Source organism: Prauserella sediminis, assembly GCF_014195435.1.
Taxonomy (GTDB): domain Bacteria; phylum Actinomycetota; class Actinomycetes; order Mycobacteriales; family Pseudonocardiaceae; genus Prauserella; species Prauserella salsuginis.
The window spans coordinates 347,550-362,965 of the sequence record NZ_JACIBS010000002.1 but is presented as its reverse complement, the minus strand read 5'-3'; the positions used below and the strand labels follow the sequence as shown (position 1 = coordinate 362,965).

Below are 15,416 nucleotides of genomic sequence, written 5' to 3'. Positions count from 1 at the left end.
CTCGCCGTCGCGGAACAGTCGGCATTGACTGCTACCGGTGCCACAGGGCAGGCTCACGGCAACGTCTCGGTTCGAGGAGGAGCCGTCATGTATCCGGGTACCTTCGCCGCAACCCAACCGGACAAGCCGGCCGTGATCATGGCGGGTTCCGGGGATCGCCTGACCTACGCCGAACTCGACGACCGCTCGATCCGGCTGGCGAATGCCTTGCGTGCTGCCGGATTCCGCAGCGGCGACACCGTCGCGCTGCTCAGTGACAATTCGCTCCGCGCCTACGAGGTGTACTGGGCCGCCGTGCGCTCCGGTCTCTACATCACCGCCGTCAACAGCCACCTCACCGCCGACGAGATCGCCTACATCGTGTCCGATTCCGGGGCGAAGGCACTCGTCGTGTCGGCCCCGCTGGGGCAGCTGCCCGCGCAGGTGGCCGAGCGGGTCGACGTGCCCCTGCGGCTGGCCTACGACGGAGCGGTGCCGGGCTACGACGACTACGACGCCGTGCTGGCCGCCGCCTCGCCCACCCGGCCGGACGACCAGCCGGCGGGTGCGGACCTGCTCTACTCGTCGGGCACGACGGGCAGGCCGAAGGGCATCAAGGTGACCCTGCCCGAACGGCAGATCGACGAGCCGGGGAATCCGCTGCTGCCGTTGGTGCAACTGATGTACGGCTTCGACGACACCATCACCTATCTCTCGCCCGCGCCGGTGTACCACGCGGCGCCGCTGCGGTACGGCGCGTGCGTGCACGCGGTCGGCGGAACGCTCGTGATGATGGAGAGGTTCGAACCGGAGGCGGCACTGCGGGCGATCGAGACGTACGGCGTGACGCACAGCCAGTGGGTGCCGACGATGTTCGTGCGCATGCTGAAACTGCCCGACGAGACCCGCGGCCGGTACGACCTGTCCAGCCACCGGGTTGCGATCCACGCCGCCGCGCCGTGCCCGGTCGAGGTCAAGCAGGCGATGATCGAGTGGTGGGGACCGATCCTCCACGAGTACTACGCCGCCACCGAGGGTGCCGGCATCACGTTCATCTCGCCGCAGGAATGGCTGGAACGTCCGGGATCGGTCGGCCGCGCCGGACTCGGCGTCGTCCGCATCTGCGACGACGAGGGCGCCGAGCTGCCCGCAGGGGAGATCGGCACCGTCTACTTCGAACGCGACGAGGTGTCGTTCACCTACCACAACGAGCCGGACAAGACCCGCGGCGCGCAGCATCCCGACCACCCGAACTGGGCCACGAGCGGCGACGTCGGCTACGTCGACGCCGAGGGGTACCTCTACCTCACCGACCGCAAGGCGTTCATGATCATCTCGGGTGGGGTGAACATCTACCCGCAGGAGGTCGAGGACGTGCTGACGCTGCATCCCGCCGTCTACGACGTCGCCGTCATCGGGGTACCGGACGAGGAGATGGGGCAGCAGGTGAAGGCGGTCGTGCAGCCATCGTCCACAGTGGACGCGGGGCCGGAGCTCGCCGACGAACTGCTCGCCTACGTCCGGGAGCGGATCGCGCACTACAAGGCGCCGCAGACGGTCGACTTCGTCGACGAACTACCACGCACCCCCACCGGCAAACTGGTCAAACACAAGCTCACGGCGCGCTACGCGGTCGCGGGATGACCGGGCGCGGGCGATGGGGCCGGCAGGGCAGGGCACCACGGGGACGGGGATGGCAGAGACGTCGAAGGCAGGACCGTCGATGACAGGGCAGCAGGGGACAGGGCACTCGGGGACGGGGCAGCGGGGGACAGCGTTCCGCGAGCGGGTCCGCGGCTGGCTGGCCGAGCACGCGCCGGGCGGTGACGATCACGTGCCCGAGGCCAGCGAGAGTGCTCCGACCGAGCAGCAGCTCGCGGCGGCCAAACGGTTCCAGGCGGCGCTCTTCGACGCCGGCTTGGCGGGGCTGACCTGGCCCGCCGAGTACGGCGGACAGGGGTTGACGGCGGCCGAACTGCAGATCTTCCAGGAGGAAGCGGCGGCCTACGACCTGCCGACGGGCGTGTTCCTGATCAGCATGGGCATGTGCGGGCCGACCCTGGTCGACCTCGGCACGCACGAGCAGAAGGCGCGGTATCTGCCGCCGTTGCTGCGCGGTGAGGAGATCTGGTGCCAGCTGTTCTCCGAGCCCGGCGCCGGGTCGGACGTGGCGAGCCTGCAGACCCGTGCCGTCCGCGACGGTTCCGGCGACTGGGTCGTGACCGGCCAGAAGGTCTGGACCTCGGGTGCGCAGTACGCCGACTTCGGCGCCCTGCTGGCACGCACGAATCCGGACGAGGCCAAACACCGGGGGTTGACGATGTTCGTCGTCGACATGCACGCCCCCGGCGTGACCGTGCGGCCGTTGCGGGACATGACGGGCTCGGCACCGTTCAACGAGGTGTACTTCGACGACGTGCGGATCCCGGCCGACGCGGTGATCGGTGAGGTAGACGCCGGGTGGGCCGCGGCCGTGACGATGCTCGGGCACGAGCGCGTGTCGATCGGCGGTTCGGTGCGGCGCCGCTACGACCCGATGACGTTCGACAGTCTGCGCGACGAGGCGCGCGCACGCGGAGTGGCCGGCGATCCGGTCGTTCGCGGCGAACTCGCGGAGCTCTACGCCGCTGAGCGGAAGTTGGCGCTGCTGAACGCCCGGCTGCGGCAGCAGAGCGACGCCGGTCTCGCGCCGGGCGCCCGCGGATCGGTGGCGAAGCTCGCGGGTGCGCAGGTGCTGTGGCAGGCGGTGCGGGTGGCGGGTCTGGTGGTCGGCCCCCGCGCGATCGCGTGGGAGCCCGGCGATCCGTCCGGCGACGCGCTCGCGCTGGCGATCAACGCGACGCCCGCCTCGAGTATCGCGGGCGGCACCAACCAGATCCAGCGCGGCATCATCGGTGACCGTGTGCTGGGGCTGCCGAAGGAACCCCAGGTCGACCGCGACGTGCCGTTCCGCGAGCTGCGCGTCGGTACCCAGGCGAGGTGAACACGGCGATGCGGCTGATACTCGACGAGGAACAACGCAGGCTGGCCGACAGCGTCCGTGCCCTGCTGGCCGACCACTGCCCGCCGCAGCGGGTCCGGGAGGTCATGGCCGACGACGGTGCCGGTATCGACCGTCGACTGTGGACACAGCTGGCGGAACTCGGCGTGACCGGGTTGCTCGTGCCCGAGGCCGCCGGCGGCGCGGGTGCCGGGCACGTCGACCGCTGCGTCGTACTGGCCGAACTGGGCGCCGCGCTGGCGCCGGTGCCGTACCTGGCCTCCGCGGTGCTGGCGACCGACACGGCGATCGCACTGGGTGACGACACACTGGCCGAGGACCTGTTGCCGGAGATCGCAGCGGGACAGCAGACCGTCGCGGTGGCCGTGGCCGACGCGGGCGGCCGGTGGGGCTCGGCGGCCGACAGCGTGCAGGCGGCGCGGGACGGCGGCCACTGGAGGCTCGCCGGGGAAGCGGCGTTCGTCGTCGACGGTCCGTTCGCCGACCACGTCCTCGTGTACGCCGACCACGGTTGGTTCGTCGTCGACGGCGGAGCCGTGTCGTGGCGCCCCTCGCGCACGCTCGACCCGACACGGCGGATGGCGCGGGCCGAGTTCGCGGGGACGTCGGCGCGGTACGTGCCGTGCGAGGATCCCGCCGGGGTGCTGGAGGCGGTGTGGCAGCGCGCCGCCGTGGCCCTCGCCGCGGAACAGCTCGGCGGGATGCGGCGGGTGCTCGACGACACGGTCGAGTACGCGAAGGTGCGGGTGCAGTTCGGCAGGCCCATCGGCTCGCAGCAGGCCGTCAAACACGCGTGCGCCGACCTGTACGCCTCGTGTGAACAGGCCGAAGCGGTGCTGTGGCACGCGGCGTGGACCGCGGATCACGATCCGGCGGCGCTGCCCGAGGCGGCGGCGCTGGCTCAGGTCGTGCTCGGCCCGGCCGCGTTCGACACCGCGGCGTCCGGCCTGCAACTGCACGGCGGGATCGGCTACACGTGGGAACACGACGCGCACCTGTACTACAAGCGCGCCAAGACGTCCGAGCTGCTACTGGGCACCCCGGCCGAACACCGGGCGTGGCTGGCCGACGCACTGTCCATCTGAGACCGGCGGCCGAGCCGCCCACGGCAGAGTGGCGGCCGGTCCGCACCGCAGTATCCAGGACCGAAAGGGAATCCGTGGACGAACCGACCGTACTGGTGTCCCGCAGCGACGCCGTCACGACGATCACGCTGAACCGCCCGCACCGCAAGAACGCGATAGACACCCATACGTGGCCGTTGCTCGCCGAACGGTTGCGGGAGGCCGACGCGGACGAGCGGACCCGGGTGATCGTGCTCACCGGGGCTGGCGGCGACTTCTGCGCCGGGGCCGACCTGTCGGTGGAGTCGGGACTGCATCCGCTGCAGCGCATGCACCTGGTCAACCGCACGGCGATCACGCTGCACGAACTGGATACGCCGACGATCGCGCAGGTGGACGGCGTCGCCGTCGGCGCGGGCTGGAACCTGGCGCTCGGCTGCGACCTGGTCGCGGCCTCCGACCGCGCGCGATTCAGTCAGATCTTCGCCAAACGCGGACTGTCCCTCGACTTCGGCGGCTCGTGGCTGCTGCCCAAGCTCGTCGGTCTGCAACAGGCGAAACGCATCGCGTTGCTGGCCGACTTCGTCGGCGCCGACGAGGCCGAGCGGCTCGGTCTCGTGACGTGGGTCAAGCCCGCGGGCGAGCTGGCGGCGTTCGTCGCCGAGACGGCGGCCACGCTGGCCGCGGGCCCGCCCGTCGCGCTCGCCCAGACGAAGGCGCTGCTGAACGAGGGCGCCGACGCGACACTCCGGGAGGCACTGGAGAGCGAGGCCCGCGCTCAGGCTGTCAACTTCGGCACGACCGATGCGCGCGCGGCGTTCGAGGCGTTCCGGAACAAGACCGAACCCGAGTTCACCGGCGAATGGGGAGGTCCGTGACGGTGGGTGGCGATTCGACGGCCCACGGCGGGGCTTCCCACGACGCGTCACCGGCCGGCGCCGCGGCCGATGATCCGGCGGCTGCGGCGCGAGTGTCCTACACGGTGCGCGACGGGATCGCCGACGTTCGCCTCGACCGGCCGGACAAGCGCAACGCACTCGACCCGGCGATGTTCACCGGCCTGGTGCAGGTGGGTGAACGGCTGCGGGCCGATCCCGCGGTGCGCGTGGTCGTGCTGTCCGGCAATGGCCGGTCGTTCTGTGCGGGCCTCGACGTCGCCGCGTTCGAGGCGATGACCACCGGCGAGCACACGCGGCCCGACGAGGCCCGGTCCACCGACGGCCCGGCACGGTCACTCGGCCAGCAGGCGGCCCACGTGTGGACCGAACTCGCCGTCCCCGTGATCGCCGCACTCCACGGGCACGCCTATGGCGGCGGCCTGCAGATCGCGCTGGGCGCGGACATCCGCCTGGCCGCTCCGGACACGCGGCTCTCGGTCATGGAGATCGCCTGGGGGCTCGTGCCGGACATGACCGGTACCCAGGTGCTGCCGGAGCTGGTCGGCCGGGACGTGGCGATGGAGCTGACGCTGACCGGCCGTGTCGTCGAGGCCGCGGAAGCAGCGCGGCTCGGCCTGGTCACCCGCACCGAGGACGATCCGCTCGCGGCGGCGCATGCACTGGCCGGCGAGATCGCCGAGCAGAGTCCCGATGCCGTCCGCGACGCCAAGTACCTGGTGAATCTGGCGGGCCGCACCGGTCTGGCCGAGGGGTTCGCCGCCGAACAGGCCGCGATCCGCCGGCTCATCGGCAGCCCCAATCAAGTCGAGGCCGTGCGGGCGAAGCAGTCCTCGCGCCCGCCCACCTTCACCGACCCGGCCTGATCGCGGCGGAATCGGGCAACCCGCTCGCCCTGCCCGTGCCGCCTTGGTGCGGCTGCTCGCACCGGGGCACCGGCCGCCCCGGCACCGACGACACGAACCGCCCCCGGCTCCCGAGCCGCTCGGGCACCGAGGATACGAAGGAGCCCCATTGGATTTCGCGTTGCCCGAGCGACTGCACCGTCTTCTGGGCGAGCTCGACGAGTTCATCGCCACGGAGATCGCGCCCCTGCAGCACAGCGACGACAACGAGCGCTTCTTCGATCACCGCCGTGAGTTCGCCCGCACCGATCTGGCCGGTGGCGGGACGCCCAACCCCGAGTGGGAGGAACTGCTGGCCGAGGCCGCCCGCCGCGCCGACAGGGCCGGTTGGCTCCGCTACGGCCTGCCGGAGGAGGCGGGCGGCAGCGGCGGGTCCACTCTGGACATGGCCGTCATCAGGGAGCACCTCGCGGCCACCGGTCTGGGCCTGCACAACGATCTGCAGAACGAAGCCTCGGTCGTGGGGAACTTCCCGCTGGTGCACCTGCTGCTGGAGTTCGGTACCGAGATGCAGCGGGAGCGGTTCGTCGAGCCGGTCGTCACCGGCCGGACGCGGATGGCGTTCGGCCTGACCGAACCGGACCACGGCAGCGACGCCACCTGGCTCGAGACGACGGCGGTCCGCGCAGCCGGTGGGGTTGGGGGTCCCCCCACCAATGAGGGCGTAGCCGGTGGGGTTGGGGGTCCCCCCACCAATGAGGGCGTAGCCGGTGGGGGATGGATCCTGAACGGACGGAAGCGGTTCAACACCGGCCTGCACACCGCGACCCACGACGTGATCTTCGCGCGGACGTCCGGTGAGAACGGTTCGCCCGAGGGCATCACGGCCTTCATCGTCCCCACGGACACGCCGGGCTTCTCGGTCGACTTCCACTGGTGGACGTTCACCATGCCCACCGACCATGCCGAGGTGACGCTCCGCGACGTGTGGGTTCCCGAGGACGCGGTGTTCGGTGAGGTCGGCCAGGGGCTCGCGCTGGCGCAGCACTTCGTGCACGAGAACCGCATCCGGCAGGCCGCCTCCAGTGTCGGCGCCGCCCGGTACTGCATCGAGGCCAGCGTCGCCTACGCGCGGGAACGGGTCGCGTTCGGCGCGCCGCTCGCGTCCCGGCAGGCGATCCAGTGGCCGCTCGTCGAACTGGAGACCGACGCCGAACTGGTGCGCACGCTGGTCCACAAGACCGCGTGGCAGCTCGACCGGATGCCTGCCGGCGAGATCAGCGACAAGGTGTCGATGTGCAACTACCGGGCAAACCGACTCGTGTGCGAGGCCGCCGACCGGGCGATGCAGGTGCACGGCGGCCTCGGCTACACGCGGCACCTGCCGTTCGAGCACATCTACCGCCACCATCGGCGGTACCGCATCACCGAGGGATCCGAGGAGGTGCAGATGCGCAAGGTCGCCGGCTACCTGTTCGGGTACGCCGGGCCGCGCAGGCGAGTATGACGTCGGCGGATCTGGCCACGCGACTGGCGGTCCGGCTCGGGGGCCTGTGGGGCGAGGCGGTGGCGGTCGGCGAGCCGCGGCGGCTGTCGGCGGGTGCGAGCCGCGAGACGTGGTCGTTCGAGGCCAACAGACCCGGCGCCGAGCCGGTGCGGCTCGTGCTGCGCCGAGACCCGCCCGGGCAACCGGACCCCGAGACGATCGCGCGGGAGGCCGCCCTGCTGCCCGCGGCCCTGCGGCACGGCGTTCCGGTGCCCGAACTCGTCGACCACGGCACCCACGGCGAGCCGGTCACCGACGACGGTGCCACCGGTCTTGGCGCGCCGTACCTGATCAGCCGCCATATCGAAGGGGAGACGATCCCGCGGCGGCTGTTGCGCGACGACGACTACGCGCACGCGCGTGCCGGATTGGCTGCCGAACTGGGCCGGGTTCTGGCGCGCATCCACCGCATTCCTGTCGACCGGGTCCCGGGGCTGCCGGCCCCGGACCCGCTCGCGTGGCTCACCGAGCACTACGACGCGCTCGACGAACCGTTGCCGACCGTGGAGATCGCCCTGCGGTGGCTGCATCGGCACCGGCCCGGGCCGGCCGGGGACACGCTGGTGCACGGCGACTTTCGCAACGGCAACCTCATCGTCGGCCCCGACGGGCTGCGCGCCGTGCTGGACTGGGAACTGGCGCATCGCGGGGATCCGATGGAGGACCTGGGCTGGCTGTGCGTCAAGGCGTGGCGATTCGGCGCGCCCGAACCGGTCGGCGGTTTCGGATCGCGTGCGCAGCTGCTTGACGGCTACGCCGAGGTCGCGGGGGTCCGGCCCGACGCCGGCACGCTGCACTGGTGGGAGGTGTACGGCACGGCCAGGTGGGCGGTGATGTGCGGGATGCAGGCGCGGCGGCATCTGTCCGGGCAGGCGCGCTCGGTCGAGCTCGCCACGGTGGGGCGGCGCGTGTGCGAACAGGAACACGACCTGCTGCTCGCCCTCGGTATCGAACCGGCCGAACCCGATCCGGTGACCGCACCCGAGGCGCCGGACCTGCACGGCAGGCCGACGGCGTCGGAACTCCTCGAGGCCGTACGCGACTACCTCGGCGCCGACGGCGACTATCACGCCAGGGTGGCCGCCAATGCGCTCGGCATGGTGCAGCGCGAACTCGCCGTCGGCGCCGCCCAGCAGCAGCGACACGACCGGCGACTGGCCGAACTGGGCGTGGCAGACTCCCGCGCCTTGGCCGACGCGCTCCGCCGCGGGGACCTCGACGCCGGCGACGAGTCGGTGCTCGACGTCGTCCGCCGGGACGTCGCCGACCGTCTCGCGGTGGCGAACCCCCGTTACCGCGACCGGCCGTGACGTGGACCGGCGGTGACGGGGGCCGGCCGTGACGTGGACCGGGCGTGACGTGGACCGAGGCTGCACCTGTGACGTTTCCCCACGTGCGGGCCGGGTAGCACTCGGACGGAACGCACTCCGTCGCCGGGAACCCGCCACCGGGCCTCGGTCGTGAGGGAGCTGTCGTGAGGGAGCTGTCGCGAGGAGGTGGAGCCATGCCCGGACGTCGGGAGCTGCCCGGCACGGTGCGGCGATCGTCCGAGAAGGCGCAGCGTACGTGGATCAAGGCACACGACTCGGCCGTCGAGGAGTACGGCGAGGGGCCGCGCGCCCACCGCACGGCGTTCGCCGCGCTGAAGCGCGGCTACGAGAAGGTCGGCGACCGCTGGAAGGCCAAACGCCGGCACGGGCCCTCGGACACGCAGGCCGAGCGGGGAGGCGCGGGCCGGAAGCAGTACGCGACCGCAGGCGGTGTCGACACGCGGGCACCCAAACGGCACCTGTACGAACGCGCCAAGGAACTCGACATCCGGGGCCGCGCCACGATGACCAAGCAGCAGCTCGTCAACGCGCTGCAGCGGGCGAGCCGGCGCCGCACCGGCCGTTCCCGCGACCGGTCGGACTGACCCCGGCCGGGGACGTCCCGCTCAGGCTCAGGTCTTCTTCGCCCTGCTCGGTGCCACCCGCGGGGGTTCGCCGGGCTGTTTCGGATACACCGGCGGCCACGGCGCGTCCATCAGCCCCGCCGCCAGGTCCCGCCGCGACATCTCCAGCAGCGGCTCGAGCGACTGCGGCCGCTCGCCGATTCCCGCCCACGGATCGCCGCGCTCGGCCAGCAGGCCGGGCACGGTGGCGATCGTGAGTTCGCGCGGATCGACGTCGGCCAGCTCGTCCCAGGCGATCGGCGCCGACACGAGCGCGCCGGCGACCGGACGGACGCACCAGGCACCGAACACCGTCTTGTGGGGTGCGTTCTGGTTGAAGTCGACGAACACGCGCGTGCCCCGCTCCTCCTTCCACCATTGCGCGGTGATCAGGTCCGGATGCCGCCGTTCCAGCTCGCGTGCGAGGGCGACGGCGGCGGCGCGCACGGCGTAGCTGTCCCATCGAGGTTCGAGGCGCACGTACAGGTGCAGTCCGCGTGAGCCGGTCGTCTTGATGACCGGCTCGATGCCGAGCTCGTCCAGCAGCGCACGTGCCCGTACTGCCGCCTCACGCACCTGGTCGAACGTCACACCGGGGGAGGGGTCGAGATCGATCCGCAGCTCGTCGGCCACCTCGGGAGCCGCCGCGAGGTACGGCCAGACGTGGAAGCCCAGGCAGCCCAGGTTCACCGCCCACAGCACGTGCGCCAGGTCGGCGGCCACGAGTGCGTCACTGGTCGTGCCGTTCGGCGTCGCCACGACGGTCGTGGCGAGCCAGTCCGGAACCGAGGACGGCACGCGTTTCTGGAACCACGATTTCCCGCCGGCGCCGTTGGGATAGCGCTCCATCAGCAGCGGCCTGCCGCCGAGCGTCGCCAGCAGCGGCCCGGCCACGGCCTCGTAGTAGCGCGCCAGGTCGAGTTTCGTCTCGCCGCGTTCGGCGAAGAACACCTTGCCCGGACTGGAAATCGCGACCGCGGTCCGGCGCCCGTCCGGTCCCGGCACCTCGAGCGTGACCGAGTCCTTCGCCGCCGGGCTCATGCCGGAGCCGCCTCGTCGAACAGCGCCGTCAGCTCCGCGGGAGGCACTTCCTCCAGCTGGGCGTAGGTGCACGAGGCCGGGCCCCGATCGGACCGGAACCGCACCAGCCTGCCGCCGTGCCGGAACCGGCCCGCTTGGAGGTGTTCGTACCGCACCTCGGCGACCCGCTCGATGCGCAGCGGCTCCCAGGAGAGATCCTTGCCCGCGCTCCACCGGCTCTGCCCGCCCGGCATGCGGCCGCCGTGGACGGCCTGCGCCCCGGGGTCCGCCCAGTCGCGCCACGGATGCCGGTCCAGCGCGCCGGAGCGGAGCGGTTCCAGTTCGGCGGCCAGCTCGCGCCTGCGCGCCGCGGTGAAGCTGCTCGCCACGCCGACGTGGTGCAGCGTGCCCGCCTCGTCGTAGAGCCCCAACAGCAACGAGCCGACGCCCTCGCCGTCTTTGTGCCAGCGGAATCCGGCCACGACGCAGTCGGCCGTGCGCTCGTGTTTGACCTTGCGCATGGTCCGCTTGTCCTGCCGGTACGGCTCGTCGGCGGCCTTGACCATGACCCCGTCGAATCCTGCTCCTTCGAACCGGGTGAACCAGTCCTCGGCGATGTCGGCATCGCCGGTCACCGGCGTGAGGTGCACCCGGGCCGGTGCGGTGTCGAGGATGTCCTCGAGCCTCGTACGGCGCAGCGAGAACGCCTCGCCGGTCAGGTCCTCGTCGCCGAGCGCGAGCAGGTCGAACGCCACGAAGCCCGCGGGCGTCTCCGCCGCGAGCTTGCGCACCCGTGAAGCCGCCGGGTGGAGGCGTTGTTGCAGCGCGTCGAAATCCAGGCCGGACTCGCCGACGATGACGATCTCCCCGTCCACGACGCAGCGCGGCGGCAACGCTTCGGCCAGCAGCGCGACCAGCTCGGGAAAGTACCGGGTCAGCGGGCGGTCGTTGCGGGAACCGAGTTCGATCTCGTCGCCGTCGCGGAACACGATGCACCGGAAGCCGTCCCACTTGGGCTCGTAGCGCAGACCGGGCTCACGTGGAAGCTCGCGCACGAGAGTGGCGAGCATCGGCCGGACCGGCGGCATCACAGGCAGCTGCACACCAGCGATCGTAGAGCCGCTGCGGCCGTCCGGCACGGTACTTTCGGCTGCGCAGCCCGGCCACGGCGGCCGGACGCCGGCCGAGAGCTGCCGCTACGCGCCGCTGGCGACGGCGCGGACCACCGCCGATGTCTCGCGGGTGATACGACCGCCGACAGGGGAAGGCCGCCTCCGGCGCGGGGTGGACGCCGGAGACGGCCGCAGCGACAGGACGGCTCAGCTGGCCCAGGCCAGCAGCGAGCCGTGGTTCTCCGCGCGGAGCCGCGACAGGCCGCGTTCCTCGAGCGAGCGCACCCGTTTGCGCGTCAGCCCCAGCCTGCGGGCGATGTCGGGCACCGTGTGCGGGTCGCCGTCGGTGAGGCCGTACCGCAGCGCCAGCACCGTCGCCTCCTGGGCTGGCAGCGTTTCGAGCGCGGCGTTGAGTTCGCCGACCATCGACGAGTGCTCGAGCGATTCGCTGACGCCGGGTACCGATCCGGTGGTGACCAGATCGCCGAGGGTGAGCTCACCGTCGTCGTCCACCGGGACGTCGAGACTCGCCGTGCTCTGCCCCGCCTGCCGCAGCGCCAGAACGCGTTCGACCGACATGTCCGCGGCCTGCGCGAGCTCGTCGACCGACAGGTTGTGCCGGCCCTGCGCCTCGAGCGTGCGCTGCAGCCGGTCGAGCTTGGCGATCTGCTCGGCCGTGTGCATCGGCAGCCGGATCGTGCCGCTGAAGAACGCATTGCCGCGCTGGATGGCCTGCCGGATCCACCACATCGCGTAGGTGGAGAACTTGAACCCCTTGGCGTAGTCGAACTTCTCCACCGCGTGGATCAGGCCGAGATTGCCCTCCTGCACGGCGTCGAGCAACGACAGGTTGGAGTTGCGATTCTTGCGGGCCGCCGTGACCACCAGCCGCAGGTTCGCCTGCACCATGTGGTCCTTCGCGGCCTCGCCGTCACGCGCGATCTGCTCGAGGTCCCGGCGGTCGGCGGGCAGCTCGGCGGCGCCGGACGGCAGCATCGGGGCGGCGCTGCCGTCGTGCCCGGCCTGGTGGGAGCCGGTGTCGTCGCGGCCGTCGCGGGCTCGGTCGGCCCGACGGAGCAGCTCGGTGGCGTAGACGCCCGCCTCGATGCGCTTGGCCAGGTCGATCTCCTGCTCGGCGGTCAGCAGCGGGGTCCTACCGATCTCGTCGAGGTAGACACGGACCAGGTCGGCGTCTGCCTCGCCGCTGCCCGTTGCGCGCGTGCGGCGGGTCGGGGTCTTGGTGGCTTCTGCCAATCGTTGTCACCTCTTTCCGTTATGACAACGCTTGTCAGTCCTGTGGCATTCCGCCCCGGAACGTGGCGCGGTACACGCCGGGGGAGACGCCGACCACATCACGGAAGTGTGCCCGCAGCGAGGCCCCCGTGCCGAATCCCACGTCGTCGGCGATCACCTCGACGGGCCGGTCGGTCTCCTCGAGCAGCACCCTGGCCCGTTCCACCCGTTGCCGGGTGAGCCACCGGCCGGGGGAACAGCCGGTCTCGGCGCGGAAACGGCGGGTGAACGTGCGCACGCTCATCGATGCCCGTTCCGCCAGTTCGGACAACGACACGGGCCGGTCGAGATGTTCCAGCGCCCACGCCCGGGCCGGCGCCGTGGACGTACCGCCCGCCTCGGGCACCGGCTGTGGCACGTACTGGGCCTGTCCACCCTCCCGGTACGGCGGCACGACGGTGCGGCGGGCCACGTCGGCGGCCACCGCAGCGCCGTGATCGCGCCGGATCAGGTGGAGGCACAGGTCGATGCCGGCGGCCTCGCCCGCGGACGTGAGGACGTCGCCGCCGTCGGTGAACAGCACGTCGGGGTCCAGTTCGATGTGCGGGAACTGCCGGCGGAAGGTGTCGGCGGACCGCCAGTGGGTCGTGGCGCGGCGGCCGTCGAGCAGCCCGGCCGCGGCGAGCACGAACGCCCCGGTGCAGATCGACGCGATCCGGACGCCGGGCCGGACCCGGGCGAGGGCGCCCGCCAGCGCGGGTCCCAGCGCGCCGCCCGTCTCCGGCTGGCCGGGTTCCTCCGACGCGGGCACGAGCACCGTGCCCGCGTCGTCGATGACGTCCGGACCGTGGGACACGTGGATGGGGAAGTCGGCGTCGGTCGGCACCGGACCGGGCTCGAGCGTGCAGGTCACGACGTCGTACAGCAGGGTGCCCGCGCCCGGGCCGGACTGCCTGCGGGCCGAACCGAACAGCTGGTGGACGAGGCCGAGTTCGAGGGGCATGACCCCGGGACGTACGAGCACGGCGACGCGGTGCGGCCGATCGCGGTGAAGCTCTGCCTCAGGTCGCATGGCCGGATTCTTTCACATACTGGCCCTCCGGCCACTTATCGCGGCTCGGTGTCCCGATCATGCTGAGTCATGAAACGCCCCCATCGAGTACGACCCGTGAGGAGACGAGACGCAATGGTGACCACAGTCCTGTTCGCGGCAGGCCTGATCCTGGTTCTGGCAGTGATCGGGCGGACGGTGCACTACCCGGGACTGCCGTTCGACGTGGAACCGGCGTTCGCCCGCTACGTCGTGACCGGCGTGGTGATCCTCTGGCACATCGGCCAGGCCAACGCCGGCGCGCGCAGCCGCGCGAGCCGCGGCAGGACGAAGCGCCGTTCGGCCCGAAATGGAATGGCCTGATCCTTTCGGACAGTGGCTGTATAGCCACTGGACTGGAATAGTGGACTGGTCGAGGCTGGGCGCATGAACGTCCTGTGGATTCACGCTCATCCCGAACCGCGCTCGCTCGGCGGCATGCTCGCCGCCGAGGGCAGGCGTGCCCTGGTGGCGTCCGGCCATGCCGTGACCGTGTCCGACCTGTACGCGATGCGCTGGAACCCCGTGGTCGACGCGGCCGATTTCGGTCACGATCCGGCCTGCCGGCTCCACGTGGGCGCCGCGTCCCGCCGCGCCTACGACGCGGGCGAACTCAGCGCCGACATCGCCGCCGAACAGGAGAAGCTGCGCTGGGCGGACGCCGTCGTGCTGCAGTTCCCGCTGTGGTGGCTCGGCCCGCCCGCGATCCTGAAAGGCTGGCTGGACCGGGTCCTGGTCCACGGTTTCGGATTCGGGGTGACCGATCCGGCCACTGGCAGGGTGCGCCGCTACGGCGACGGGGAACTGGCGGGCAAACGCGGGCTCGTGGTCACGACGATCGGGGCAAGGGAGAGTTCGTTCGGCCCGCGGGGCATCCACGGACACCTCGCCGATGTGTTGTTCCCGCTGCACCACGGTGTGTTCTGGTACACGGGGATGGAGGCGCTGCCGCCGCTGGCCGTCTACGGCGCCGACCGCGCCGACGAGGGCGCCGCGGGTCGCGCCGTCGCGCGGCTCCGTGACCGCCTGGCCGGACTGGCTTGCGACGAGCCGTTGCCGTTCCGCAGCGAGCGCGGGGGCGACTACGACGCGGATCTCGTGCTCCGCCCGGGGCTCGGTCCGGGGCGGTCAGGGCCCGCGCTCCACTATCGGTGAGCCCTGGTCCGGCGCGATGGGGGTGCGCCGCGGAGGTGTGCCGCGCCCGTGCGCTCCCGGCGGGCGCGGCCGCGGTGAGGGCGGGGCCCGCCGCCGGCCCGGTTCTCGCGGCGGTGGTGGTCGGCTCCCGAGGGGATGGTTGCGGCGCACGAGGGCCCGTGCCGGCCGTGACCGGGGGAAATCGACGCGGCGTCGGATCGCCGCGGGTACCTGCGGGGCACCACGGTGTGCCACGCAGGCGGAGCGTTCCGGCGGTGGCGCCGGGCACCGCGGACGGGCCGGCCTGCCTCCACCGGTGGCGCGGACGTCAGCGTGCGATCGGGGTCCGGTGGCTGGACTGTTCGGTGCGGTCCATTCGGTCGGCGTTGGCCTGGCCGATGTGCCAGAGGATCACCACGCCGGTCACGACGTAGCGGGCGAACGCCGGTTCCACGTCGAACGGCAGTCCCGGGTAGTGCACCGTCCGCCCGATCACTGCCAGAACCAGGATCAGGCCTGCCGCGAACAGGAGTGTGGTCACCATTGCGTCTCGTCTCCTCACG

General features: G+C 71.9%; 15 protein-coding genes. 10 read left to right on the top strand and 5 right to left on the bottom strand.

Annotated features, from left to right (window positions below; all coding sequences use genetic code 11):
* Positions 1-87: 87 nt before the first annotated feature.
* The 8 genes from FB384_RS20055 to FB384_RS20020 all read left to right on the top strand — a co-directional run bounded on the left by FB384_RS20055 (position 88) and on the right by FB384_RS20020 (position 9,246).
* The gene (locus tag FB384_RS20055; protein ID WP_183786299.1) at positions 88-1,623 is read left to right on the top strand and encodes an acyl-CoA synthetase; all 1,536 of its coding nucleotides are present in this window, start codon (positions 88-90) and stop codon (positions 1,621-1,623) included.
* Positions 1,624-1,672: 49 nt separating this feature from the next.
* Positions 1,673-2,962, top strand: a complete 1,290-nt coding sequence (locus FB384_RS20050; protein WP_183786298.1) for an acyl-CoA dehydrogenase family protein — start codon at positions 1,673-1,675, stop codon at positions 2,960-2,962.
* The gene (locus FB384_RS20045; protein WP_323985347.1) at positions 2,959-4,065 is read left to right on the top strand and encodes an acyl-CoA dehydrogenase family protein; all 1,107 of its coding nucleotides are present in this window, start codon (positions 2,959-2,961) and stop codon (positions 4,063-4,065) included. The genes FB384_RS20050 and FB384_RS20045 overlap by 4 nt, the downstream gene beginning before the upstream one ends.
* Positions 4,066-4,139: 74 nt before the next feature.
* Entirely contained in the window at positions 4,140-4,922 is a 783-nt protein-coding gene (locus FB384_RS20040) for an enoyl-CoA hydratase/isomerase family protein (protein WP_183786297.1), read from the top strand.
* The gene (locus FB384_RS20035) at positions 4,919-5,806 is read left to right on the top strand and encodes a crotonase/enoyl-CoA hydratase family protein (protein ID WP_323985345.1); all 888 of its coding nucleotides are present in this window, start codon (positions 4,919-4,921) and stop codon (positions 5,804-5,806) included. The genes FB384_RS20040 and FB384_RS20035 overlap by 4 nt, the downstream gene beginning before the upstream one ends.
* Positions 5,807-5,954: 148 nt before the next feature.
* Positions 5,955-7,292, top strand: a complete 1,338-nt coding sequence (locus tag FB384_RS20030) for an acyl-CoA dehydrogenase family protein (protein ID WP_183786295.1) — start codon at positions 5,955-5,957, stop codon at positions 7,290-7,292.
* Complete coding sequence (locus tag FB384_RS20025) at positions 7,289-8,641, top strand: phosphotransferase family protein (protein ID WP_183786294.1); 1,353 nt, start codon at positions 7,289-7,291, stop codon at positions 8,639-8,641. Before FB384_RS20030 ends, FB384_RS20025 begins: the two co-directional genes overlap by 4 nt.
* A gap of 194 nt (positions 8,642-8,835) precedes the next feature.
* Positions 8,836-9,246: a ChaB family protein gene (locus FB384_RS20020; RefSeq protein WP_183786293.1), complete on the top strand. Its 411-nt coding sequence runs from the start codon at positions 8,836-8,838 to the stop codon at positions 9,244-9,246.
* A 27-nt stretch (positions 9,247-9,273) separates the two neighbouring features.
* On the opposite strand, the gene ligD is transcribed toward FB384_RS20020, so the two are convergent.
* The 4 genes from ligD to FB384_RS20000 all read right to left on the bottom strand — a co-directional run bounded on the left by ligD (position 9,274) and on the right by FB384_RS20000 (position 13,701).
* Entirely contained in the window at positions 9,274-10,305 is a 1,032-nt protein-coding gene (ligD, locus tag FB384_RS20015; protein ID WP_183786292.1) for a non-homologous end-joining DNA ligase, read from the bottom strand.
* The gene (locus tag FB384_RS20010) at positions 10,302-11,387 is read right to left on the bottom strand and encodes an ATP-dependent DNA ligase (RefSeq protein ID WP_323985342.1); all 1,086 of its coding nucleotides are present in this window, start codon (positions 11,385-11,387) and stop codon (positions 10,302-10,304) included. The genes ligD and FB384_RS20010 overlap by 4 nt, the downstream gene beginning before the upstream one ends.
* Before the next feature lie 216 nt (positions 11,388-11,603).
* Complete coding sequence (locus FB384_RS20005) at positions 11,604-12,650, bottom strand: sigma-70 family RNA polymerase sigma factor (RefSeq protein ID WP_183786291.1); 1,047 nt, start codon at positions 12,648-12,650, stop codon at positions 11,604-11,606.
* Positions 12,651-12,684: 34 nt separating this feature from the next.
* Positions 12,685-13,701 (bottom strand): GlxA family transcriptional regulator, encoded by a 1,017-nt coding sequence (locus FB384_RS20000; RefSeq protein WP_183786290.1) that lies wholly within the window; start codon positions 13,699-13,701, stop codon positions 12,685-12,687.
* 114 nt (positions 13,702-13,815) lie between these two features.
* Between FB384_RS20000 and FB384_RS19995 the strand changes: the two genes are divergently transcribed.
* Together FB384_RS19995 and FB384_RS19990 are read left to right on the top strand one after the other, a co-directional pair.
* Complete coding sequence (locus tag FB384_RS19995) at positions 13,816-14,043, top strand: hypothetical protein (protein WP_183786289.1); 228 nt, start codon at positions 13,816-13,818, stop codon at positions 14,041-14,043.
* A 63-nt stretch (positions 14,044-14,106) separates the two neighbouring features.
* Complete coding sequence (locus tag FB384_RS19990; RefSeq protein ID WP_183786288.1) at positions 14,107-14,874, top strand: NAD(P)H-dependent oxidoreductase; 768 nt, start codon at positions 14,107-14,109, stop codon at positions 14,872-14,874.
* A gap of 307 nt (positions 14,875-15,181) precedes the next feature.
* Here the strand turns inward: FB384_RS19990 and FB384_RS19985 are convergent, their stop codons facing one another.
* A complete protein-coding gene (locus FB384_RS19985) occupies positions 15,182-15,397 on the bottom strand; it encodes a hypothetical protein (protein ID WP_183786287.1) in 216 nt (71 codons plus the stop codon).
* Positions 15,398-15,416: the final 19 nt, after the last annotated feature.

Coding starts and splice junctions, on each gene's coding strand:
- FB384_RS20055 (WP_183786299.1), top strand. CDS start 88: ATGTATCCGGGTACCTTCGCCGCAACCCAACCGGACAAGCCGGCCGTG.
- FB384_RS20050 (WP_183786298.1), top strand. CDS start 1,673: ATGGCAGAGACGTCGAAGGCAGGACCGTCGATGACAGGGCAGCAGGGG.
- FB384_RS20025 (WP_183786294.1), top strand. CDS start 7,289: ATGACGTCGGCGGATCTGGCCACGCGACTGGCGGTCCGGCTCGGGGGC.
- FB384_RS20020 (WP_183786293.1), top strand. CDS start 8,836: ATGCCCGGACGTCGGGAGCTGCCCGGCACGGTGCGGCGATCGTCCGAG.
- ligD (WP_183786292.1), bottom strand. CDS start 10,305: ATGAGCCCGGCGGCGAAGGACTCGGTCACGCTCGAGGTGCCGGGACCG.
- FB384_RS20000 (WP_183786290.1), bottom strand. CDS start 13,701: ATGCGACCTGAGGCAGAGCTTCACCGCGATCGGCCGCACCGCGTCGCC.
- FB384_RS19995 (WP_183786289.1), top strand. CDS start 13,816: ATGGTGACCACAGTCCTGTTCGCGGCAGGCCTGATCCTGGTTCTGGCA.
- FB384_RS19990 (WP_183786288.1), top strand. CDS start 14,107: ATGAACGTCCTGTGGATTCACGCTCATCCCGAACCGCGCTCGCTCGGC.
- FB384_RS19985 (WP_183786287.1), bottom strand. CDS start 15,397: ATGGTGACCACACTCCTGTTCGCGGCAGGCCTGATCCTGGTTCTGGCA.